Here is a 24,865-nt window from a genome sequence, read left to right on the forward strand (position 1 = left end):
GTTAACATATACCCAATAGATTTCGAGTTGCAGGTAGGCGGCAACGAAATGAACCCAAGGAGTTGAGATAACTCAATGAGTTGGGTGAGTGATGGCAGCTAACACCCCTGCATCTTGAAAGATGACGGGTATAGACAGGGCCGCTTTGCGGCCCTTATGCAAAGAAGCATAACCCCGTATTTATCAGAGAATTTTATAAGGTATTTAGAATAATGAAAAAACTGCTTGTTGCTTGCTGTCTGTTATCGGGTTTAATTTCAGCTTCAGTTCTGGCGGATGTCAGTACCGATTTGCAAGGTCGTCTGAGTAAGGTGAACAGTTTCCATGCTAATTTCTCGCAAAAAGTGACCAGCGCTGATGGCGCGACGGTGCAGGAAGGTGAAGGGGAGCTATGGGTGAAACGGCCAAATCTGTTTAACTGGCATATGACCTCACCGGATGAAAGCGTACTTATCTCAGACGGGGAAACCTTGTGGTTCTACAACCCCTTTGTTGAGCAGGCCACGGCAACCTGGTTGAAGAATGCAACCGGTAACACTCCGTTTATGCTGATTACCCGCAACAACCCGGATGACTGGAAACAGTACAATGTTAAGCAGAAAGGCGATGATTTTGAACTGACACCTAAAAGTGCCAGCGGTAATCTGAAGCAATTTGCCATTACGGTTACGCCGACGGGGACTATCAAGAGTTTTACTGCGGTTGAGCAAGATGGGCAGCGCAGTGCTTACACCCTGAAAGGCCAACAAAATAGCTCGGCTGACGCCAGCAAATTTAAATTTACCCTACCAAAAGGGGTGACGCTGGACGACCAGCGGCAGTGAGGTTTGCGTGAGTAATATGTCCCTCGACTTTTCCCAAAATGAGTTTCAACCACTGGCCGCGCGGATGCGGCCTTTGACGTTGGATCAATATATTGGTCAGCAACATTTGCTGGCACCGGGTAAACCGCTACCACGGGCAATCGTTGCGGGGCAGTTACACTCCATGATCCTCTGGGGGCCACCTGGGACGGGCAAAACCACATTGGCCGAAATTATTGGTCGTTACGGCCAAGCTGATGTGGAACGCATTTCTGCCGTGACCTCCGGTATTAAAGAGATTCGTGAGGCTATCGAACGCGCACGGCAAAACCGTGATGCTGGTCGGCGCACTATCTTGTTTGTTGACGAAGTCCATCGTTTCAATAAAAGCCAGCAGGATGCTTTTTTGCCGCATATTGAGGATGGCACTATTACCTTTATCGGTGCTACGACTGAAAACCCCTCGTTTGAACTGAATTCGGCATTGCTCTCCAGAGCGCGGGTTTATTTGCTTAAGGCATTAACCGCCGCAGATATCGAGAAAGTGATTGATCAAGCGATGTCAGACGGCAGCCGTGGTTACGGTGGGCAGAATATCAAACTGCCGGACGAGACCCGCCGCATGATATCGGAGCTGGTTGGTGGTGATGCTCGTCGCGCGTTAAACAGCCTTGAGATGATGGCAGATATGGCAGAAATAGATGCCAACGGGGTGCGAGTATTAACCCCTGATTTGCTGAAAGAAGTGTCTGGCGAGCGGAGCGCCCGTTTTGATAACAAAGGTGATCGTTATTATGATCTGATCTCGGCGGTGCATAAATCCATTCGCGGCTCGGCCCCGGATGCGGCGCTATATTGGTATGCGCGTATTATCACTGCAGGGGGGGATCCCCTTTATGTCGCCCGCCGTTTATTGGCTATTGCCTCGGAAGATGTCGGTAATGCCGATCCTCGTGCCATGCAAGTGGCTATATCAGCGTGGGACTGCTTTACTCGAGTCGGTCCGGCAGAAGGTGAAAGGGCGATTGCTCAGGCCATTGTTTATCTAGCTTGTGCACCAAAAAGTAATGCGGTTTATTCCGCGTTTAAAGCAGCGATGCAGGACGCGCGTGATAAGCCTGACTTTGATGTGCCAGAACACCTACGTAATGCACCGACCAAACTGATGAAAGAGATGGGGCTTGGGGCGGAGTACCGATATGCCCATGATGAACAGCATGCTTATGCTGCAGGTGAGAACTATTTCCCGCCAGAAATGGCCGCGACTCGCTACTATTCACCCTCATCCCGTGGTCTGGAAGGTAAAATCGGTGAAAAGCTGGCATGGTTGGCTGAGCAGGATCAAAATAGCCCGATAAAACGCTACCGCTAGTCTTGCTGTTGCGGTAAGGTTAGCGCTATATGGTAAGTGGCTGTTTATACCGCTTATGTCATGAAATTCTCCTTTAATAACCATTATGCCCAAAATAGTTGAAGTGGCAGGTAGGCAGCAAGTAAGCGAGTCTCGATGAGTTTACTGAGGTAAGTGATTCGGGTGAGAGAACGCTGCTAATACCGCTGCAACTTCAAAGATGAAAGGCATTCTATAACTACAAGCACAGGACTAGCATGCTCGATCCCAATATGCTGCGCAATGAGCTAGACGCAGTCGCCGAAAAACTTGCTCGCAGAGGTTTTAAACTTGATGTTGAGATGTTGCGCCAACAAGAAGAGCGCCGCAAAGTTTTACAGGTTGAAACAGAAAGTCTGCAAGCAGAACGTAACTCCCGATCGAAATTGATTGGTGCGGCCAAGGCGCGTGGCGAAGATATCGAACCATTACGTCTGGAAGTGAATGCGCTGGGTGAGAAGCTGGATGCGGCTAAGGCTGAGCTGGACAAACTGCAAAACGAAATCCGCTTACTGGCGTTGTCTATTCCTAACCTGCCGGATGATTCTGTCCCTGTGGGGAGAGATGAGAAAGACAATCTTGAAGTCAGCCGTTGGGGTGAGCCGCGTAAGTATGATTTTGAAGTGAGAGATCACGTCTCGCTGGGCGAAATGGCCGGTGGTCTTGATTTTGCTGCTGCAGTGAAGCTGACCGGTGCGCGTTTTGTGGTGATGAAAGGGCAAATAGCCCGTATGCACCGTGCGTTATCCCAGTTTATGCTCGACCTGCATACCGAAAAACACGGTTATCAAGAAGCTTATGTTCCTTATCTGGTTAACCATGCCACTTTGTATGGTACTGGCCAGTTACCTAAGTTTGGTGAAGATTTATTCCACACCAAACCGCTGGAAGAAGAGTCAGATAGCAGTAACTATGCACTGATTCCGACCGCTGAAGTGCCGCTGACCAATCTGGTACGCGATGAGATTCTGGAAGAAGACACTCTGCCATTGAAAATGACGGCCCATACCCCATGCTTCCGTTCTGAAGCGGGTTCCTATGGTCGTGATACCCGTGGCTTGATTCGTATGCATCAGTTCGACAAAGTTGAGATGGTGCAGATTACTCGCCCGGAAGATTCGATGGCGGCACTGGAAGAGTTGACCGGTCATGCAGAGAAAGTTCTGCAATTACTGGGCCTGCCATACCGCAAAGTGCTGCTGTGTACTGGTGATATGGGCTTTGGTTCCAGCAAGACTTACGATTTGGAAGTATGGCTGCCAGCGCAGGATACTTACCGTGAAATCTCTTCCTGTTCTAACATGTGGGATTTCCAGGCGCGCCGTATGCAAGCTCGTTGCCGCAATAAAACCGATAGAAAAACCCGTTTAGTTCATACCCTGAATGGTTCTGGTTTGGCGGTTGGCCGCACCCTGGTTGCAGTGATTGAAAACTACCAGCAGGCAGATGGCCGAATTGAGGTTCCAGAAGTATTACGCCCATATATGGGTGGCCTGGACTTTATCGGTTAATAACATACGGATTAATCACTAATCCAATATGCAGAAAGCGCCCCAGGGCGCTTTTTCTTTTTGGCGTATAGCCAGAGTAAAGGCTGAAGGTTGCTCGTAGGTGCTTCCAACATATCGTGCTATCCCCTCCCGCGCAGTAATTGACTTTTATATCGCCGGTGGCATGATGCGCTCACTTTTATCGTCCCGACGGCTCCTGTCTTATTATGTCCGCATATTCTCGCCCGGTTCTGCTTCTGCTCTGTGGGCTTTTGCTGTTTACGATTTCTATCGCAGTGCTAAATACATTGGTTCCCTTATGGTTATCCCATCAACAATTGCCGACTTGGCAGGTGGGGATGGTTAGCTCGTCTTATTTTAGTGGGAATCTGGTTGGGACACTGATTGCGGGGCGCTTGATCCAGCAACTTGGATTTAATCGCAGCTACCATTACGCCTGTTTTTTATTTGCGTTGGCGACTTGCGGATTAATGCTATCAGTGGATTTCTGGAGTTGGCTGGGGTGGCGCTTTTTGGCCGGCGTGGCTTGCGCCCTGATTTGGGTCATTGTCGAAAGTGCGTTACTGCGCAGCGGCACGTTAGCTAACCGTGGGCAACTGCTGGCAGCTTATATGATGGTCTACTATCTGGGAACCGTCACCGGGCAATTATTATTAGGTGTCGTGTCAACGCAATTACTCAATGTTATCCCTTGGGTCAGTACATTGGTTATTACAGCTATGCTGCCGCTGCTGTTTGCCCACTTCTCACATCAGGGTAGCAGTGAGTCCTCACACATTGCCATTTGGCCGATGCTTAAGCGCCGTAGCGCTCGCCTGGGTATTAATGGCTGCATTATCTCAGGGGTACTGTTAGGTTCGCTCTATGGCCTGTTGCCGCTCTATTTATCGCATCAGGGCATGAGTGATGCCAGCGTTGGATGGTGGATGGCTTTGCTGGTTAGCTCAGGCATTATCGGTCAATGGCCGATAGGCAAAATGGCGGACCGTTATGGTCGTTTACTGGTGCTGCGCATTCAAGTGTTTGTCGTCATCCTCGGCAGTGTAGCCATTTTAGGTAATTATGCCTTGGCCCCGGCATTATTTATTCTGGGGTGTGCCGGTTTTACCCTTTATCCGGTCGCCATGGCCTGGGCGTGTGAAAAGGCCAGCGCTGATGAATTAGTGGCAATGAATCAGGCATTACTGATGAGTTATACCCTCGGTAGTCTGACCGGCCCGACAATGACCTCGCTGCTGATGCAGCGCTATTCCGATAATTTACTGTTTATCATGATAGCCGCTGTCGCCTTAGTGTATTTGATGATGTTGCTGCGTAAGCCAGGTAAACAACAGACCCCTTACGCTGCCATATAACAACCAAAAAAATACCGCCAGTGGCATAACCCAATTTGGCGGTATCTATGGGGATGCGTTAATTAACTGACTACGCCCCCCTTCTTGTTTGAAGTTGCCGCACCATTAGCTGCTTGCAACTGTAATGACTTAATATATTACTTTGTGACCATAGCTTTCGAGAATGCCTTTCACCCGATCCATGATCTCTGTGGTAGGGGGCTTCACCCCATCCAGTTTGTATTCTTCGCCCATGGCGACCCATTTGTGCTTACCCAACTCATGGTAAGGCAGTAATTCGATTTTCTCGATATTAGTCATGTTCTGGGTAAACTCACCTAACATGTGCGCCGATTTATCATCATCTGACCAACCCGGCACCACCACATAGCGGATCCAGGTTTTCTGGTTACGTTTTGCCAAGTAACGGGCAAACTCCAGTGTTCGATGATTCGATACCCCCACCAGATTCTGATGCACACTGTCATCCATCTGTTTTAAATCCAGCATCACTAAATCTGTGGCATCAAGTAACTCATCGATGACCGGATCATAACGGCGTACAAAACCGTTGGTATCCAGACAGGTATGGATGCCTACTTCATGACACGCACGAAACCAATCGCGCACAAACTCGGCCTGCAAAATAGCTTCGCCACCTGATGCAGTCACACCGCCGCCAGAGGCATTCATAAAGTGGCGATAGGTGATGGCTTCTTTGACTAATTCTTCAACGGTAACTTCTTTACCGCCGTGGGTATCCCAAGTATCACGGTTATGGCAATACAGGCAACGCATCAAGCAGCCCTGGAAGAATACGATAAATCGGATACCAGGGCCGTCAACAGTGCCACAGGATTCGAATGAGTGAATACGACCAAGTACTGACATAGCAGGATTTCTCCAACGCTGGATGAATAAAGGCCCCACTAAAGTGGAGCCTTTAAGTTTATGCCATTTTACTGCGGCAGGGAATTATATCGACTGTGTAAAGGTACGAGTAATTACATCCTGCTGTTGTTCTTTGGTCAGCGAGTTGAAACGTACTGCGTAACCCGATACACGGATAGTCAACTGCGGATATTTTTCCGGGTTTTCCATCGCGTCTAACAGCATTTCACGGTTCATTACGTTCACGTTCAGGTGTTGACCACCTTCGATGGACGCTTCGTGATGGAAGTAACCATCCATCAGACCGGCTAGGTTAGCTTTACGTACTTCGTCGTCTTTGCCTAATGCATTTGGCACGATAGAGAAGGTGTAAGAGATACCATCTTTCGCGTAAGCAAACGGCAGTTTAGCAACCGAAGTCAGAGAGGCAACAGCACCTTTCTGGTCACGGCCATGCATTGGGTTAGCACCTGGACCGAATGGCGCACCAGCACGGCGACCATCTGGGGTGTTACCGGTTTTCTTACCATAAACCACGTTAGAGGTGATGGTCAGCACGGACTGAGTTGCCACTGCACCACGGTAAGTACGCAGCTTCTGAATTTTCTTCATGAAGCGCTCAACCAGGTCACAAGCGATATCATCAACGCGTGAATCGTTGTTACCAAACTGTGGATATTCGCCTTCGATGTTGAAGTCGATAGCCAGGCCGTCAGCATCACGGATGGTGCTTACTTTGGCATACTTGATAGCAGACAGGGAGTCAGCCGCAACAGACAGACCTGCAATACCACATGCCATAGTACGGTAAACATCACGGTCATGCAGTGCCATTAGCGCAGCTTCATAGCTGTACTTGTCATGCATGTAATGGATGATGTTCAGCGCGGTAACGTATTGTTTAGCCAGCCAATCCATAAAGTGGTCCATGCGTTCCATGACTTTGTCATAGTCCAGCACGTCATCCATCATTGGCGCTTCTTTCGGGCCAACCTGGATCTTCATTTTTTCATCAACGCCGCCGTTGATTGCGTACAACATGGTTTTTGCCAGGTTGGCACGGGCACCAAAGAACTGCATTTGTTTACCGACAATCATCGGGCTAACACAACAAGCGATAGCATAGTCATCGTTGTTGAAGTCAGGGCGCATCAGATCATCATTTTCATATTGCACAGATGAAGTATCGATGGAGACTTTAGCAGCATACTTTTTAAAATTCAGTGGCAGCTTTTCAGACCACAGAATGGTCATGTTCGGCTCTGGAGACGGCCCCATAGTGTACAGGGTGTTCAGGAAGCGGAAGCTGGTTTTGGTCACTAGAGTACGGCCATCAACGCCCATACCGGCCAGAGACTCAGTTGCCCAGATTGGGTCACCAGAGAACAGTTCATCATACTCAGGGGTACGCAGGAAGCGAACCATACGCAGTTTCATAACCAAATGGTCAATCAATTCCTGCGCTTCAATTTCAGTCAGCTTACCTTCTTTCATGTCACGTTCGATGTACACGTCAAGGAAGGTAGATACACGACCGAAGGACATTGCCGCACCGTTTTGGGATTTAACCGCAGCTAAATAGCCGAAGTAGGTCCACTGTACTGCTTCACGGGCGTTAGTTGCCGGACCTGAGATATCACAGCCATATTTGGCCGCCATTTCTTTGATTTGAGCCAGAGCACGATGCTGTTCAGCAATTTCTTCGCGCAACTGGATAGTCATTTCCAGGTCTTTACCGTTTTCCAAATCATCTTGCAATGAATTGAACTGGGCCAGTTTGTCTTTCATCAGGAAGTCGATACCGTAAACGGCTACACGACGATAGTCACCGATGATACGGCCACGGCCATAGGCATCTGGCAAACCAGTCAGTACACCAGATTTACGGCAGTTCAGGATGTCTTTGGTATAAACGTCGAACACACCTTGGTTGTGTGTTTTACGGTAATCGGTGAAGACTTTTTTCAGTTGTGGGTCAAGTTCACGACCATAAACTTTGCAAGAGCCTTCTACCATTTTAATGCCACCGAATGGGATCAGTGCACGTTTCAATGGTTTTTCAGTCTGCAAGCCAACGATGGTTTCCAGATCTTTATTAATATAGCCAGCATCATGAGATGTGATGGTTGCAGCTACGTCGGTATCGAAATCAACTGGCGCATGGGTGCGGTTTTCCAGTTTGATGCCTTCCATAACCTGCGCCCACAGTTTGTCGGTCGCATCGGTAGGGCCGGCAAGGAAGGACTCATCGCCTTCATAAGGGGTATAGTTCTTCTGGATGAAGTCACGAACGTTTACACCGTTCTGCCAGTCACCCTTGGTAAAACCTTGCCATGCTTTGGCCAATTTTTCATTAAGTTCGGTCATAATGCATCTACCTTTTAATGTTAATTTCTTCGAAAACCAGACGTAGCGGCCACATACTAATGTTGCTGGTCACCGCGCAGATAAATTACCCAATAAGTCAACCCAACCAATAATCCGCCACCAATGATGTTACCGATAGTGACTGGGATCAGGTTATCAATAATAAAGTTACTTACGGTTAAGTGAGCAAATTGCTCAGGTGTTGATCCTATGGATTGCCAAAATTCAGGCGAAGCGAAATTTTTAATCACAATACCCATAGGAATCATAAACATATTTGCGATGCTATGCTCAAAGCCGCTGGCAACAAACATCCCCACCGGTAAGATCATCGCGAACATTTTATCCATTATGGTACGGCCGGAGTAACTCATCCATACCGCCAGACAGACCATCAGGTTAGCTAAAATACCCAAACACACCGCTTCAATAAAAGTATGGTGCAATTTATGGTCGGCTGTTTGCAAAACATTCAGACCCCATTGACCATTTGCCACAGTATGTTGGCCTGCGAACCAAATAAGACACACAAAGAATAGTGCACCGAACAGATTCCCAATATAGACATTAACCCAGTTACATGCCAGTTGACGCCATGTGATACGGCCGCTGGCTTTAGCGACAGTTGTGAGTACGGTCGATGTGAAAAGATCACCCCCACACACCACCACTAACATTAGCCCCAGGGAGAAACAAATACCACCAACCAACTTGGCAAAGCCGAAAGGCACGCCAGCAGTACCGGTAGTCGCTGTAATATAAAAAACAAACGCAATTGAAATAAACACACCAGCAGTAATCGCTAAATAAAAGGTTTTTAGCGGATGCTTGGTGGCTTTATAGACACCGGCATCTTCGGCTACTTTAGCCATTGCCGCAGGTAATAATGCATCGAAGGGGTTGTCAGCTTTCACACTAACTCTCTCTTAAGGGTTAATAAAGCACAACGAGATACTAGCAAAGCAGTATAGCGTGAAAATTGATATGGATCATATTGCGCGAGTTTAGTTAGCTGTGAAACACCATAAAACATAGGGGTGATGCGATTAACTTATTGATTATTAATTGAAAAAAATATTTTAAGATTTGCAAATAATTTTGATTGGACTGTTTTAAAGCCGTTGAGAAGGTTAACTAAAAGGGGTATTTGTAGTTATTTTTATTATTATCCGTCATTAAAAATTAACTATTCATTCACCTATTTATCTATTTTATCTGGTCGCTAAATAATGTTTGTCTAAAGGTGCTATTACGGCGTCAGAAAATAACGTTTTTTTATGACAAAAACAATTGTTGAGCGCGGCGATTTGTATTTATTTTCGTCAGGATTAATTGCAGTACTAAATTAAACGGCGCTGCCAAAAGACAACGCCGTGGGTCGTTTTCTGCTGATTAGCATTTAGCTATTTGCTGGCAGAAAATGTTTACTCGCTTTTAGCCCAATAGCGGCGTTTGGCAGTTTGCAACTTCTCATAAGCACCTAGTAGTGCCTGATGAGCTGGTAAGGCTTTTAGATCCTCATCAACACTGAACAGGCCATTGAAGCGCGCCTCACCCACCAAGGCTGCTGAGGCTGCATCTACCGCCTCCTGACCATACATTTTCACAAAGGCAGTGTAATATTGTGCCGCTTCACGATCCGGCTCCTGAGTCAGTAACAATAGGGTTTGCAGGCAACGGTAATAGTTCGCTTGTTTTGCCGTAAAGACTGAAGAGTTAAAATCTTGCGTCCATTCAACCCAAATCAGTGCTTGCTCCAAATCACCGCCAGCCAATGCCAGCATGGATTTCAGCTCACCGACACGCAGGGTATACCAGCCGTTATCTTTACCCGAGGCGATACCCAGCAATTCACGTACGCGGGCGAAATCATCCAACCCTTCATCATCCAACTGCTGAATGAGCGCCAGATATTCCCCAGGTTGCCAGTCACTGCCGGGCAGGGCCAGCAAGCTGTCTCGCAGATGCACACCCATGGTGTTGTTCGCCATCAGCAAATCTTCGGCAGGATAGATATCAGACCAGCCTGGTACCAAAATCCGGCAGGCATAGACACTTAAATGCTCATAATCAGCGATATACACTTCGGCGTTTTCTTGCTTGAAGATAGCCATCAGGGTAGCGAATTCTTCTTCTGTGCTGCCTTTAAAGCTCCAGTCCACAAATGGATAGTCGGCCTTGTCTTTGAACATATCCCAACTGATCAAGCCACTTGAATCGATAAAGTGGGTTTCCAGATTGGTGTGCTCTGCCACCTCTTCGTCATCGAAGGTCGGCGCGGTAAAGACGTCCAGGTCTTTCAGGCTACGGCCCTGCAATAGCTCAGTCACGGTGCGTTCCAGCGCGACACCAAAGTCAGGATGTGCACCGAATGAGGCAAAACAGGTGCCATTTGACGGGTTAAACAGTACTACGCAAATAACCGGATAAGCGCCACCTAGAGAGGCATCGTAAGAGAGAATTGGGAAACCTTCTTCTTCCAGCTTGGCAATGGCTTCTACCACACCTGGATAGCGGTTTAACACCGCAGCAGGGATCTCCGGCAAGCTGATAGATTCTGCGATAATACGGTTTTTAACTTTACGTTCAAAGACTTCGGACAGGGCTTGTACCCGAGCTTCATTGGCAGTATTGCCCGCAGACATGCCGTTTGAGACATACAGATTGCCGATAATATTCATTGGAATATAGACGGTTTCTAAATCTGACTGGCGGGTAAAGGGCAATGAACAGATCCCGCGTTTGGCGTTACCTGATTGCAAATCCACCAGGTCACTGGCGACCAATTCCTGCTCTGGATCGTAAAACGCCAGCAGGCGCTCATCGAGAATGCCTTCTGGCAGCAAGTTATCTGCTGGGATCGGGAACCACTTCTCGTTGGGATAATGAACGAAATCACCTTCGGCAATGGCTTTGCCCAGATAGAAGTCAGCGAAGAAATAGTTGGTGGATAAGCGTTCGAAATATTCACCTAAAGCCGAAGCCAGTGCCGCTTTCTTGCTGGCACCTTTGCCGTTGGTAAAGCACAACGGGCAATCACGGTCGCGGATATGTACCGACCAAACGTGAGGAACCGGGTTAAGCCAAGAGGCTTCTTCAATATTAAAACCGAGGTCACTCAGCTTTTGCTGAAAGCGAGAGATTGAGTCTTCCAGCGCGGCGTCTTTGCCGGGAATAAAGGTTTGGGTCATTGTCGTCACTTTTTGGCGGTACTAAAAACGCGCAATCATACGGGGTTTTAGTTAATAGCTCCATGTATTCCTAAAGCGCAGCAAATGTCACAGTTTCAGTATGGATATTCCGCATAATTCACTAGCTTATAAATAACGGAGTCATAATGTGAAATCTATAAAGCTAACTGTTTTAGCCGGAATCTTAGCAGGGATCAGCGGTTCGGCCTTTGCTCTACCCAATATCACCCTATTGGCAACTGGGGGAACTATCGCCGGTGGCGGAGATTCAGCCACTAAATCTAACTATAAAGCCGGTAAATTGGGGGTTGATGCCCTGGTAAACGCGGTGCCGGAAATGAAAAAAATCGCCAATATTCAGGGCGAGCAAGTGGTTAATATCGGTTCTCAAGATATGAATGACGAGGTCTGGCTGAAGTTGGCGAAAAAAATTAATGCCGATTGCGCCAAAACAGACGGATTCGTGATTACGCATGGCACTGACACTCTGGAAGAAACTGCCTATTTTCTTGATTTAACGGTGAATTGCGATAAACCCGTGGTGATGGTTGGGGCGATGCGCCCGGCAACTGCCCTGGGTGCAGATGGTCCGCTGAATCTCTATAATGCAGTGGTCGTCGCCAGTGACGCCAATTCAGCTAAACGTGGTGTGCTGGTAGCGATGAATGACCAAGTGCTAAGTGGCCGTGATGTGATGAAAACCAATACCACCTCGGTGCAGACATTCCAGTCACCGAATACCGGATCCTTGGGGTCTATTTATGACGGTAAAGTGAATTATCTGCACCAACCCGCGCCAAGACAACCCGCTTTCGATATCAGCAAACTGAGTGAATTACCAAAAGTTGGCATTATTTATAACTATGCCAATGCCTCTGATTTACCGGCTAAAGCGCTGATTGCTGATGGCTATAAAGGGATTGTCAGTGCCGGTGTTGGTAACGGTAACCTCTATCATTCTGTTTTTGACACGCTGGCAACGGCAGCACACAGTGGGGTTGCTGTTGTGCGTTCATCCCGTGTGCCTACTGGTTCTACCACGGAAGATGCAGAAGTTGATGACACCAAATATGGATTTGTTGCATCCGGCTCACTCAATCCACAAAAAGCACGTGTGTTGCTGCAATTGGCATTAACCCAAACGCAAAAACCGCAAGAGATCCAAAAGCTATTCCACGCATATTGATTCAATAAGTCTTTGACGGGGGCTTCGGCCTCCGTATCTGCTTTATTACCACTAATCTGAAATAAACCCACCCATGCCGTCCGGCGACTATCTTTAATGAATCAAAAAGTTATTGGGCAACTATAAATGCAAACATTTGATCTCAAACGAATGGCACTGGATAAATTCCCCATCGAATTCTTGGCCGAAGTGGGCATGCGCTGTTTATTCACCTTTGTCTTGGTTTTTTTATTCCTCAAACTGAGTGGTCGCCGTGGCGTGCGGCAGATGTCGCTATTTGAAGTCGTGATCATTTTGACATTGGGATCCGCTGCGGGTGATGTCACTTTTTATGAAGATGTGCCGATGTTGCCAGTCGTAATGGTATTTATCTGCATTATGATTTTGTACCGCCTCTCTACTTTCTTGATGTCACGCAGCGAAAAAATACAGCAGTGGATGGAAGGGAAGCCGTTGATCATCATCAGTGATGGGATATTTGTTTGGGAAACCATGCAGCAGGAAAATATTACCCATGATGAGTTTTTTATGGAGTTGCGCCAACAAGGCGTCGAGCATCTTGGTCAGGTACGGCTGGCCATCCTGGAAGTCAATGGTGCAATCAGTGTGTTTTTCTTCGCGCAAGAACATGTCAAACCCGGTTTGCCGGTATTACCTAAATGCTGTGTTAACCCCTTGGTCACCATTGAAAAACCTGCGGAGTATGCCTGTAGCCAGTGCAGCCTGATAGTGGCGTTATCCAGCGGTGCAGAGAAAACCTGCCAACGTTGTGGTCACCACCACTGGGTTGAAGCTTTGGACCATCAACGAGCAAAATGAGTCATCTATCGTGCGCTAACACCTTGGTTCGGTAGCTTTTGGTGAATAATTCCAAATTAATGACAGGATAACGCACAGCCTGCTATCGCAGGGGGTGAGAGTTTCTCCCTTGCCAGTGAATAACCGTTGCAGCAGGCGGACTCGAATGATAAAACCGAGTAATGATAACGATGGCAATCTCAGTTGAGTGTGGTGAGGGGAAATGACACAAGTTTATAATTTTAGCGCAGGGCCTGCGATGTTACCGGTTGAAGTTTTACGTCGTGCGGAACAGGAATTACGTAACTGGCATGGCTTGGGGACATCGGTGATGGAGATCAGTCACCGGAGTAAGGAATTTATTCAGGTTGCTGAAGACGCAGAAGAAGATCTGCGTGATCTGTTACGAATTCCGGCCAATTATAAAGTGTTATTTTGCCATGGTGGCGCGCGCGCGCAGTTTGCCGCAGTGCCATTGAATTTACTCGGCGACAACAACAGTGCTGATTATATTGACGGCGGCTATTGGGCACACAGTGCAGTCAAAGAAGCACAAAAATACTGTGTCCCTAACGTTATCGACGTGACAACCCACGAAAATAGTCTAACGGGTATTTTGCCGATGAAGCAATGGCAGTTGAGTGATAATGCTGCTTATGTACATTATTGCCCAAATGAAACCATTGATGGGCTGGCTATCAAAGAAGAGCCGGATTTTGGCGATAAAATTGTCGTTGCCGATTACTCATCATCTATCCTTTCTCGCCCGATTGATGTCAGTCGCTATGGTGTCATTTATGCTGGCGCCCAGAAAAACATCGGTCCCGCTGGCCTGACAGTGGTTATCGTGCGCGACGACTTATTAGGTAAAGCTCGCACTGAATTGCCATCGATCCTTGATTATAAGGTGCTGGCCGATAACGATTCCATGTTCAATACGCCGCCAACTTTTGCCTGGTATCTCTCTGGTCTGGTGTTTAAATGGCTGAAGGAGCAGGGCGGTTTGGTTGAAATGGAAAAACGTAATCAGGCGAAAGCTGATCTATTGTATGGTGCGATCGATAAGACCGGTTTCTATCGCAATCAGGTGGCTCACGCCAACCGCTCTTTGATGAATGTGCCATTCCAAATGAAGGATGCCTCCTTGGATAAAGTGTTCCTTAGCGAGGCACAAGAGCAGGGTTTGCAAGCCTTAAAAGGCCATCGTGTTGCTGGTGGGATGCGGGCATCGATTTATAATGCGATGCCAATTGAAGGCGTTAAAGTCTTAACAGATTTTATGGCTGACTTTGAACGCCGCCATGGTTGATTCCTCCGGGCGGATGTTTGTCTGCTCAGACTGAGTTATCACCCTTATTTAAAATATATTTATTTGCACACAGAAGACTGGAGAGTGCTTTTCCCATGTTGGAATCCCTGACTTTACAACCCATTGCTCTGATCAATGGCACCGTTAACTTACCCGGTTCTAAAAGTGTTTCTAACCGTGCACTTCTTCTGGCAGCGCTGGCCGAAGGGACGACCCAGCTGAATAACTTGTTAGACAGTGACGACATTCGCCATATGCTCGATGCCTTGCAGGCATTGGGGGTGAATTTCCGCCTTTCGGCTGATCGCACTCAATGTGAAGTGGATGGTGTAGGTGGCAAATTGGTCGCAGACCAACCCTTGGAACTGTTCTTAGGCAATGCGGGCACGGCAATGCGCCCATTGGCTGCGGCACTTTGCTTAGGTAACAGCGACATCGTACTAACCGGTGAACCGCGGATGAAAGAGCGGCCAATTGGCCACTTGGTTGATGCCTTGCGTCAGGGCGGGGCGCAGATTGATTATCTGGAGCAAGAGAGCTACCCGCCGTTGCGCTTACGTGGTGGTTTCCGTGGTGGAAAACTGACCGTTGATGGTAGTGTCTCCAGCCAATTTCTGACAGCATTGCTGATGACTGCCCCCTTGGCTGAGCAAGATACCGACATTCAGATTCAAGGCACTCTGGTCTCTAAGCCATACATCGATATTACCCTGCATCTGATGAAAGCCTTCGGTGTTGATGTGGTGCATGAGAACTATCAACTGTTTCATATAAAAAGCGGCCAGACATATCGCACTCCGGGTACTTATTTGGTTGAGGGCGATGCGTCTTCTGCGTCCTATTTCTTAGCCGCCGCGGCAATTAAAGGTGGCACCGTGCGTGTTACGGGTATCGGTAAAAAAAGCGTGCAGGGTGATACCAAATTTGCTGATGTGCTGGAAAAAATGGGCGCAAAAATTAGCTGGGGTGATGACTATATAGAATGTAGCCGTGGCGAATTACAGGGTATCGATATGGATATGAATCACATTCCTGATGCGGCCATGACCATTGCTACCACCGCACTGTTTGCCAATGGCCCGACGGTTATTCGTAATATCTATAACTGGCGGGTAAAAGAGACTGACCGCTTATCTGCGATGGCCACTGAGCTGAGAAAAGTGGGTGCGGAAGTTGAAGAAGGTGAAGACTATATTCGTGTGGTGCCACCCGTGCAATTAATTGCCGCTGAAATAGGGACTTACAATGACCACCGTATGGCGATGTGCTTCTCACTGGTGGCGTTATCTGATACTCCGGTGACGATTCTTGACCCTCAATGCACCGCTAAAACCTTCCCTGACTACTTTGAACAATTGGCCAATCTGAGCCAGACAGCCTGACCTTTTTGCGCCGAATTTATTGACCTCTAATGGGTACCAGTCGGTACCCATTCCCTATTTTATAGACGGATAGCACTTTTCTTTATTGGCAAATAAGAATAAATGTTTTTTCTGGCTATCTTTCACATCTCTTCTACACTCCAGCCACGGCTTATGGTTTTATTTTCAGCAACTGAACCACGCGAGGGTAACAGTTCACATCGATGCGGCGTATAATGCTGCTCCTGTGTTTGCCCTGCTGGGTAGACAAGAGGTTTTGCCTACCGAAAGGAGAGAGAAATGACGGCGATAGCCCCGGTGATAACCGTTGATGGACCAAGTGGTGCAGGTAAAGGTACGCTTTGCAAAGCTTTGGCTGAATCGTTGAACTGGCGCTTGCTGGATTCGGGTGCGATTTACCGGGTTTTGGCGTTAGCAGCCCTGCATCATCAGGTTGATATCAGCACCGAAGAGGCATTGGTTCCACTTGCCGCACATCTCGATGTTCGTTTTGTCTCACAGAATGGGCAGTTAAAAGTGATTTTAGAAGGTGAGGATGTCAGCAATGAAATCCGCACCGAAACTGTAGGGAATACTGCATCTCAGGCGGCGGCTTTCCCGCGAGTCCGTGAGGCATTACTACGCCGCCAGCGAGCATTTCGTGAAGCACCGGGCCTGATTGCCGATGGTCGCGATATGGGGACGGTGGTCTTCCCTGATGCGCCGGTGAAAATATTTCTTGATGCAAGTTCGCAAGAACGCGCGCACCGACGTATGCTACAGTTGCAGGAAAAGGGGTTTAATGTTAACTTTGAACGTCTTTTGGCTGAGATACAGGAGCGAGACTCTCGTGATCGTAACCGGTCTATTGCACCTTTAGTCCCTGCGGCGGATGCGTTGGTACTGGATTCAACCAGTATGTCCATCGAGCAGGTGATCGAACAGGCGCTGGCTTATGCCCAACGAATTTTAGCGTTGCCGTTGAAAAAATAACGACAATGCGGTCAGTTCTGAGCTCTCAACGATTTATTTTTTAATTAAAATTATTTTTGATGAGCACTTTAACCTTGCTGCAAGGATCTGTGGCGAGGCATGTGAAACAACCCCATCCGGCGGGATGCTAGATGGACGTTAAACTTAAGAATCCTGAAGATTATTAACATGACAGAATCTTTTGCTCAACTCTTTGAAGAATCCCTGAAAACAATTGAAACACGTCCGGGCTCTATCGTCCGTGGTGTTGTTGTTTCTATCGATAAAGATATCGTACTGGTTGACGCCGGTCTGAAATCTGAGTCAGCAATTCCAGCAGAACAGTTCAAGAACGCGCAAGGCGAACTGGAAATTCAAGTTGGTGACGAAGTTGACGTTGCTCTGGACGCTGTTGAAGACGGCTTCGGTGAAACTCTGCTGTCCCGTGAAAAAGCTAAGCGTCACGAAGCATGGCTGATGCTGGAAAAAGCTTACGAAGAAGCTGCAACCGTTACTGGTGTGATCAACGGCAAAGTGAAGGGCGGCTTTACAGTCGAACTGAACGGTATCCGTGCGTTCCTGCCTGGTTCACTGGTTGATGTGCGCCCAGTTCGCGATACTCTGCATCTGGAAGGCAAAGAGCTTGAGTTCAAAGTCATCAAGCTTGATCAGAAACGCAACAACGTCGTTGTTTCTCGTCGTGCAGTTATCGAATCTGAGAACAGCGCTGAGCGTGATCAATTGCTGGAAAACCTGCAAGAAGGCATGGAAGTTAAGGGTATCGTTAAGAACCTGACTGACTACGGTGCATTCGTTGATCTGGGTGGCGTTGATGGCTTGCTGCACATTACTGACATGGCTTGGAAACGTGTTAAACACCCAAGCGAAATTGTCAATGTGGGCGACGAAATCACTGTTAAAGTTCTGAAATTCGACCGCGAACGTACTCGTGTATCCCTGGGCTTGAAACAGCTTGGCGAAGATCCATGGGTTGCTATCGCTAAACGTTACCCAGAAAGCACCAAGCTGACTGGTCGTGTAACTAACCTGACTGATTACGGCTGCTTCGTAGAAATCGAAGAAGGCGTTGAAGGTTTGGTACACGTTTCAGAAATGGATTGGACCAACAAAAACATTCACCCGTCTAAAGTTGTTAACGTTGGCGACGTAGTGGAAGTTATGGTTCTGGACATCGATGAAGAACGTCGTCGTATTTCTCTGGGCCTGAAACAGTGCAAATCTAACCCATGGCAGCTGTTTGCAGAAACTCACAACAAAAACGACCGCGTTGAAGGTAAAATCAAGTCTATCACTGACTTCGGTATCTTCATCGGCTTGGACGGCGGCATCGACGGCCTGGTTCACCTGTCTGACATCTCCTGGAACGTTGCAGGCGAAGAAGCAGTTCGTGAATATAAGAAAGGCGACGAAATCGCAGCTGTGGTTCTGCAAGTTGACGCAGAACGTGAGCGCATCTCCCTGGGCGTGAAACAACTGGCAGAAGACCCGTTCAATAACTACCTGTCTGTTAACAAGAAAGGTGCTATTGTTACTGGTAAAGTAACTGCAGTTGACGCTAAAGGTGCTACAGTTGAATTGGCAGGCGGCGTAGAAGGTTATCTGCGTGCTTCCGAAGCAACTCGCGACCGCGTTGAAGATGCGACGCTGGTTCTGAACGTCGGTGATGAAGTTGAAGCCAAATATACTGGCGTTGACCGTAAAAACCGCGTAATCAGCCTGTCTGTTCGTGCTAAAGACGAAGCTGATGAGAAAGATGCTATTGCTACAGTTAACAACAAGCCAGAAGAAGGTAACTTCTCTAGCGCAATGGCAGAAGCGTTCAAAGCTGCAAAAGGCGAGTAATAACGGGGGGCGGTTTTTCCGCCCCTATACGGTAGTTTAGCTGCAAAGCTTGGAGGTAATATGACCAAGTCTGAACTTATTGAAAGACTTGCTGGCCAGCAATCTCATGTACCGGCTAAAGCCGTTGAGGATGCAGTGAAAGAAATGCTTGAACATATGGCTGGAACACTAGCTGAAGGTGAGCGCATTGAGATCCGAGGATTTGGCAGTTTTTCTCTTCACTACCGTGCTCCGCGTGTTGGCCGTAATCCAAAGACTGGCGCTAAAGTTGAATTGGAAGGTAAGTACGTTCCACACTTTAAGCCAGGTAAAGAATTGCGTGATCGCGCTAATATCTACGGTTAAGTTGGTTACAACTTACCGCGTTATTATCTATACCTAAATCATTGGTGTCATAGCTAATACTGCTATGACGCTGATTATAAAAGGTATAAACGCTGATAAGAAACGGTGCCTAATGGCACCGTTTTTCTTTTTTTCTTTCTAATGTCACGCGCTAAAATTAGCTGAATATATATTAAAACCTTATAACGAATAGATTAAATATTGTTTATTCACTTATTCAAATACCCTCATCTATCTCTATCTCTATCTCTATCTCTATCTCTATCTCTATCTCTATCTCCCTTTTACCTGTAATAAGCTCAGCTTTATTTTCGATACATTCCGCATAGGCGTTGTTAGCTATGTAACAAGATTAAACTATCCGCGAAGCCGCTCTGAACTTCCACTTTTTGTACTGGCTGCATCATCCATCAACAGAGAAAATCAGCATATTCACGATGAGGCAAGCGGATGGCAATGAGGCTATCTGGCAGTAATACAAGGGATGGCTTCTTATCACTTTATCAATCGATCATGCTGCGGCCGCTATTGCCATTGGCTTCTTACCCCTTATTTTTCTACCTCAGTTGCCAGGAACTCTCATCATTGTGGGGCTGCTAGTGTTGGGGGGACTGGTATGGTTAAGTGGGCGTATCTACTGGCAATGCGTGGCATTAGTCATCATCAGTTTTGCGTGGGGAAGTTGGCACGGAAATAGGGTATTAATGCAAATTGAGGCGTTAACTCAAGGTGAGCAGCAAGTTATCGCCACTATAAAGAATGCCTATCTGACATGGGGAGAAGGGAATAAGGTCCTGTTGGGCATTCAGCAAGTTAATGGGCAAAGAGTATTTCCGCCGATTGCAGTATCAGTAAAGTGGCCGGAGAAGCTTGAGCGCTATTGTGCTGGGCAGCAATGGGTGTTGAGGCTACGAATGCGGGCGGTGCATAGCTTACTCAATGAAGGGGGGTTTGATAGCCAACGCTGGGCTATAGCCAACCAGCGTCCATTGCAAGGGCGAGTGATTAAGGCTGAATTGCGTGATGCTCATTGTAATCTCCGCCAGCGGGCCATCAGTGTTATTGAACAGCAGCTACAGCAGTATGACCAGCGGCAGATACTGCTAGCTTTAGCTTTTGGTGAAAGAGAACAGTTGAACACACGCCAGTGGGCACTTTTTCGTAATACCGGAACGGCGCACCTGATGGCGATATCGGGTTTGCACATCGGGCTAGCGGCGCTGTTTGGCGGGATACTGGCTCGTGGGATCCAGTTCTTTCTACCCGTTAGTTGGGTAGGGCCCGTGTTCCCGCTGCTGATTGGCTGGTTTGTGGCAATGGTTTATGTTTGGTTGGCGGGCGCGAATCCACCCGCGATGAGGGCGGCTATAGCATTAACCCTATGGTTACTGCTGAGGTTGTTCGGTATTTTATGCAGCGCCTGGCAAGTGTGGCTCTGGGTGTTGGCGTTAATATTACTTAGTGAACCACTGGCGGTACTATCAGACAGTTTTTGGCTCTCCTGTCTGGCGGTATTCAGTCTGATATGTTGGTTCTATTGGGTGCCAATTACTCAGCGTTTTAGGGGCGGATGGCTTGGGCTGATTATCCGCTGGTTCCATTTACAATTTGGTATGATGCTACTATTGATGCCACTGCAGATAGGCCTATTTCATGGCGTCAGCTTGTTTTCTATCCCTGCAAATTTGTGGGCAGTGCCTATCATATCCCTGCTTACTGTGCCTTGCGTATTGTTGGCCTTGGCCTGCATACCATTGCCTACCGTAGCTGGCCTGTTTTGGTTCTTGGCCGATATATCGCTTTGCGCGGTACTCTGGCCACTCAATCATCTAAAAACCGGTTGGTTGCATACTGGGTTAGCATCCGTTGCCGTGGCTTATGCGGGGTGGCTGGTAATACTTATTTGGCGTTTTCAGTGGTGGCGCAGCTATCCAATTGGGGTGGTAGTCCTGTGTGTCAATTTGGTGTTATTCACTCAGCGGCGTGATGATTATCGCTGGCGTGTTGATATGTTGGATATTGGGCACGGTCTGGCAATAGTGATAGAACGCGCAGGGAAAGCAATTATCTTTGATACGGGCAATCGTTGGCACACCAGTAGCATGGCAGCTGCGGTTATTCTCCCTTATTTACGTTGGCGGGGCATTGTGGTTGAGCAAATTATCCTTAGCCATGATCATCTTGATCACACCGGAGGGCTAGCTGAGTTAAAGGCGGCATTCCCGCAGGCGAAAATCCGTGCACCTTTCTCCTTAACTGGCCCGATAGCGGGTTTGCCCTGTCAGCAAGGCGTGAAATGGCAATGGCAAAATTTAAATTTTGAGGTTTTATGGCCAAGAACTCATGTGATTAACGCCCAAAATGATGACTCATGTGTTATTCGCATTGATGATGGCAAACACAGTCTGTTATTGACGGGCGACCTTGAAACACGGGGAGAGCGGCAGTTAGTTAAAAATTATCGTGCTAAGCTAGCCTCAACATTGCTGCAAGTTCCCCACCATGGCAGCAATACCTCTTCAACCGGCCCATTTTTGCGGGCAGTGAAGCCAGAATTGGCTTTTGCTTCCGCTGCACGCTATAACCAATGGCACCTGCCAGCTAAAAAAGTGATTAAACGCTATCAAAAAAATAGCATTATTTGGCGTGATACCTCGGTATCCGGACAGCTAACTGTGTATTTTTACAGCGATAGTTGGCAAATTAGGGGCTATCGGGAACAAATAATGCCACGTTGGTATCACCAGCGGTTTGGCGTTGGAGGCCATAATGAGTAGAATGGGCCGCTATTTCTTCTGGTGCTGGTATTTGCATGATGAATGATAAAGATCTATCCACATGGCAGACGTTCCGTCGCCTCTGGCCAATGATCTCTCCTTATAAGACCGGTCTTGTTGTCGCGGCGATAGCATTAATCCTTAATGCCGCCAGTGACACGTTTATGCTGTCGTTACTGAAACCTTTGCTCGATGATGGTTTTGGTAAAGCGAATAGCTCAATTTTAAAATGGATGCCGTTGGCTGTTATCGGTTTGATGGTGGTTCGTGGAATAACCGGCTTTATTTCTAGCTATTGTATCTCATGGGTCTCTGGTCAAGTCGTGATGTTCATCCGTCGCCGCTTATTTAGCCATATGATGGGGATGCCGGTATCCTTCTTTGACCAGCAATCGACTGGCACGTTGTTGTCCCGTATTACCTATGATTCTGAGCAGGTAGCGGCATCGTCTTCTGGCGCATTGGTTACAGTGGTGCGTGAAGGGGCCTCTATTATCGGTTTGTTTATCATGATGTTTTATTACAGCTGGCAGTTGTCGCTGATTTTAATCGTCATTGCACCGATTGTTTCTGTTTCTATCCGGTTAGTCTCTAAGCGTTTTCGTAATATCAGTAAAAATATGCAAAGCACCATGGGAGAAGTGACCACCAGTGCAGAGCAAATGCTGAAAGGGCACAAAGAAGTGTTGATCTTTGGTGGCCAGAAAGTTGAAACCGAGCGTTTTGATACCGTCAGTAATCGCATGCGTCAGCAGGGGATGAAGCTGGTTTCTGCTTCTTCCATTTCTGATCCCATCATTCAGTTGATTGCTTCATTTGCGTTGGCGTTTGTGCTGTATGCGGCAAGTTTCCCTAGTGTGATGGAAACTCTGACAGCGGGTACCATCACTGTGGTGTTCTCGGCAATGATTGCTCTGATGCGCCCGTTGAAGTCCCTTACCAATGTGAATGCACAGTTCCAGCGCGGGATGGCAGCTTGTCAGACGCTATTTGCTATTCTGGATATGGAACAGGAAAAAGACGAGGGGAAACTGGAAGTTGAGCGGGCTAAAGGCGAAATAGAATTCCGCCATGTCACTTTCTACTACCCAGGCAAAGACACCCCAGCACTGAATGATATCAATATGCACATTGAAGCGGGTAAGACCGTGGCATTGGTAGGGCGTTCAGGCTCAGGTAAGTCAACTATCGCCAATTTACTGACCCGGTTCTATGATGTCAGCGAAGGCAGTATCTTGATGGACGGGCACGATTTGCGTGATTATCGGCTTGGTGCCTTGCGAAACCAAGTCGCCTTGGTGTCGCAAAATGTTCATCTGTTCAATGATACGGTTGCCAATAATATCGCTTATGCCCGTGACGAGCACTATAGCCGCGCTGAAATCGAAGAAGCCGCCCGAATGGCATATGCCATGGATTTTATCAATAAAATGGAATTTGGCCTTGATACTGTTATTGGCGAGAACGGTGTGATGCTCTCAGGTGGGCAACGTCAGCGTATCGCTATCGCTCGTGCGTTATTGCGAGATTGCCCGATATTGATTCTGGATGAAGCTACCTCAGCGCTGGATACTGAATCTGAACGGGCGATTCAGTCCGCATTGGATGAGTTGCAGAAAAACCGTACTTCATTGGTTATTGCCCATCGCTTATCTACGATTGAAAAAGCCGATGAAATTTTGGTCATTGAAGAGGGGCGCATTGTCGAGCGTGGTGTACATGCAGAGTTGTTGGCGCAACATGGTGCCTATGCCCAACTTAATCGTATGCAGTTTGGCCAATGATTGAGCGTATCTGGTCTGGGCGGTCTCGGCTGTATCTGCTACTGCTGCCACTATCTTGGTTATACGGTGCGGTCACAGCACTTATCCGGGCCAGTTACTCTCTTGGCTGGCGTTCTGCTTGGCGCTCACCGGTCCCGGTGGTTATTGTCGGCAACCTTACTGCTGGCGGAAATGGTAAGACACCGGTCGTAATCTGGTTAGTGGAACAGCTAAAACTACGGGGTTACCGTGTTGGGGTGGTGTCTCGTGGCTACGGGGGCAAATCTACGGTGTATCCGCTACTGCTATCCAATGAGACATCCACGGTGCAGGCAGGTGATGAGCCGGTTCTGATATATCAACGTACTCAGGCACCGGTCGCTGTCTCACCAAAGCGCTCAGATGCCATCAAAGCGTTACTAAAAGCTCACACTTTGGACTTCATCATCACCGACGATGGATTGCAACATTATGCGCTACAGCGTGATTTTGAGCTGGTGGTGATCGATGGTGTGCGTCGTTTCGGTAATGGTTGGTGGTTACCGGCAGGCCCGATGCGTGAACGGGCGGGGCGTTTGCACTCAGTGGATGCGGTAATTACCAATGGTGGTATTGCCGCCAGCGGAGAAATACCGATGCAGTTGGTGGCGCGGCAGGCCGTCAATCTGGTTAGCGGTGAGCGGTTACCCGCACAGCAACTCCAGCATGTCGTTGCAATGGCGGGTATTGGTCATCCTCCTCGGTTCTTTACTACCCTGAATTTACTGGGTATTGAGCCTAAGAGTAAGCATGTTTTTGCTGACCATCAGGATTATTCATTAGCACAACTTAGTCCGCTAACGAGTGGCCCGCAAATATTATTGATGACTGAAAAAGATGCAGTCAAGTGCCGGGCTTTTGCTCAGCCTAATTGGTGGTACCTGCCGGTAGATGCACAGTTACCGCCGGATCAGGCTGAACAATTGCTGTTGAACATTCAGGCATTATCACGCCACACCAAGTAG

18 protein-coding genes are annotated in these 24,865 nt (G+C 47.9%); 14 read left to right on the forward strand and 4 right to left on the reverse strand.

Features of this window, described 5'->3' with window-relative positions:
* The first annotated feature begins 212 nt into the window (after positions 1-212).
* The 4 genes from lolA (at position 213) to A6J66_002965 (ending at position 5,059) form a co-directional block, all read left to right on the forward strand.
* On the forward strand, positions 213-824 hold the full coding sequence (gene lolA / locus A6J66_002950) for an outer membrane lipoprotein chaperone LolA (GenBank protein PNM23239.1): 612 nt from the start codon (positions 213-215) through the stop codon (positions 822-824).
* 7 nt (positions 825-831) lie between these two features.
* Entirely contained in the window at positions 832-2,175 is a 1,344-nt protein-coding gene (locus A6J66_002955; GenBank protein ID PNM23240.1) for a recombination factor protein RarA, read from the forward strand.
* A gap of 236 nt (positions 2,176-2,411) precedes the next feature.
* Positions 2,412-3,704 carry a serine--tRNA ligase gene (locus tag A6J66_002960; GenBank protein PNM23241.1) on the forward strand — a complete coding sequence of 431 codons (1,293 nt, stop codon included), beginning with the start codon at positions 2,412-2,414 and terminating at the stop codon, positions 3,702-3,704.
* 206 nt (positions 3,705-3,910) lie between these two features.
* A complete protein-coding gene (locus A6J66_002965; protein ID PNM23242.1) occupies positions 3,911-5,059 on the forward strand; it encodes an MFS transporter in 1,149 nt (382 codons plus the stop codon).
* 129 nt (positions 5,060-5,188) lie between these two features.
* On the opposite strand, the gene pflA is transcribed toward A6J66_002965, so the two are convergent.
* From pflA to A6J66_002985, 4 genes are all read right to left on the reverse strand, one after another.
* Entirely contained in the window at positions 5,189-5,929 is a 741-nt protein-coding gene (gene pflA, locus A6J66_002970) for a pyruvate formate lyase 1-activating protein (GenBank protein PNM23243.1), read from the reverse strand.
* A gap of 84 nt (positions 5,930-6,013) precedes the next feature.
* Positions 6,014-8,296, reverse strand: coding sequence for a formate C-acetyltransferase (gene pflB, locus A6J66_002975; protein ID PNM23244.1), 2,283 nt, complete (start codon positions 8,294-8,296; stop codon positions 6,014-6,016).
* A gap of 56 nt (positions 8,297-8,352) precedes the next feature.
* Positions 8,353-9,210: a formate transporter FocA gene (locus A6J66_002980; GenBank protein PNM23245.1), complete on the reverse strand. Its 858-nt coding sequence runs from the start codon at positions 9,208-9,210 to the stop codon at positions 8,353-8,355.
* 510 nt (positions 9,211-9,720) lie between these two features.
* Positions 9,721-11,487, reverse strand: a complete 1,767-nt coding sequence (locus A6J66_002985; protein ID PNM23246.1) for a 30S ribosomal protein S12 methylthiotransferase accessory protein YcaO — start codon at positions 11,485-11,487, stop codon at positions 9,721-9,723.
* A 148-nt stretch (positions 11,488-11,635) separates the two neighbouring features.
* Here A6J66_002985 and A6J66_002990 point away from each other — a divergent pair, with 148 nt between their 5' ends.
* From A6J66_002990 to A6J66_003035, 10 genes are all read left to right on the forward strand, one after another.
* The gene (locus A6J66_002990) at positions 11,636-12,673 is read left to right on the forward strand and encodes an L-asparaginase 2 (protein PNM23247.1); all 1,038 of its coding nucleotides are present in this window, start codon (positions 11,636-11,638) and stop codon (positions 12,671-12,673) included.
* A gap of 126 nt (positions 12,674-12,799) precedes the next feature.
* Entirely contained in the window at positions 12,800-13,492 is a 693-nt protein-coding gene (locus A6J66_002995; protein PNM23248.1) for a DUF421 domain-containing protein, read from the forward strand.
* Positions 13,493-13,694: 202 nt separating this feature from the next.
* Complete coding sequence (locus tag A6J66_003000; GenBank protein PNM23249.1) at positions 13,695-14,780, forward strand: 3-phosphoserine/phosphohydroxythreonine transaminase; 1,086 nt, start codon at positions 13,695-13,697, stop codon at positions 14,778-14,780.
* A 95-nt stretch (positions 14,781-14,875) separates the two neighbouring features.
* On the forward strand, positions 14,876-16,162 hold the full coding sequence (gene aroA, locus A6J66_003005) for a 3-phosphoshikimate 1-carboxyvinyltransferase (GenBank protein ID PNM23250.1): 1,287 nt from the start codon (positions 14,876-14,878) through the stop codon (positions 16,160-16,162).
* Between the two features lie 279 nt (positions 16,163-16,441).
* The gene (locus tag A6J66_003010) at positions 16,442-17,134 is read left to right on the forward strand and encodes a (d)CMP kinase (GenBank protein ID PNM23251.1); all 693 of its coding nucleotides are present in this window, start codon (positions 16,442-16,444) and stop codon (positions 17,132-17,134) included.
* A 168-nt stretch (positions 17,135-17,302) separates the two neighbouring features.
* A complete protein-coding gene (locus A6J66_003015; protein PNM23252.1) occupies positions 17,303-18,976 on the forward strand; it encodes a 30S ribosomal protein S1 in 1,674 nt (557 codons plus the stop codon).
* A gap of 60 nt (positions 18,977-19,036) precedes the next feature.
* The gene (gene ihfB / locus A6J66_003020) at positions 19,037-19,321 is read left to right on the forward strand and encodes an integration host factor subunit beta (GenBank protein PNM23253.1); all 285 of its coding nucleotides are present in this window, start codon (positions 19,037-19,039) and stop codon (positions 19,319-19,321) included.
* Between the two features lie 494 nt (positions 19,322-19,815).
* A complete protein-coding gene (locus tag A6J66_003025) occupies positions 19,816-22,098 on the forward strand; it encodes a ComEC family protein (protein ID PNM23254.1) in 2,283 nt (760 codons plus the stop codon).
* 35 nt (positions 22,099-22,133) lie between these two features.
* Positions 22,134-23,882, forward strand: coding sequence for a lipid A ABC transporter ATP-binding protein/permease MsbA (locus tag A6J66_003030; GenBank protein ID PNM23255.1), 1,749 nt, complete (start codon positions 22,134-22,136; stop codon positions 23,880-23,882).
* On the forward strand, positions 23,879-24,865 hold the full coding sequence (locus A6J66_003035) for a tetraacyldisaccharide 4'-kinase (GenBank protein ID PNM23256.1): 987 nt from the start codon (positions 23,879-23,881) through the stop codon (positions 24,863-24,865). Before A6J66_003030 ends, A6J66_003035 begins: the two co-directional genes overlap by 4 nt.

Source organism: Yersinia enterocolitica (assembly GCA_002082245.2).
Classification (GTDB): domain Bacteria; phylum Pseudomonadota; class Gammaproteobacteria; order Enterobacterales; family Enterobacteriaceae; genus Yersinia; species Yersinia enterocolitica_E.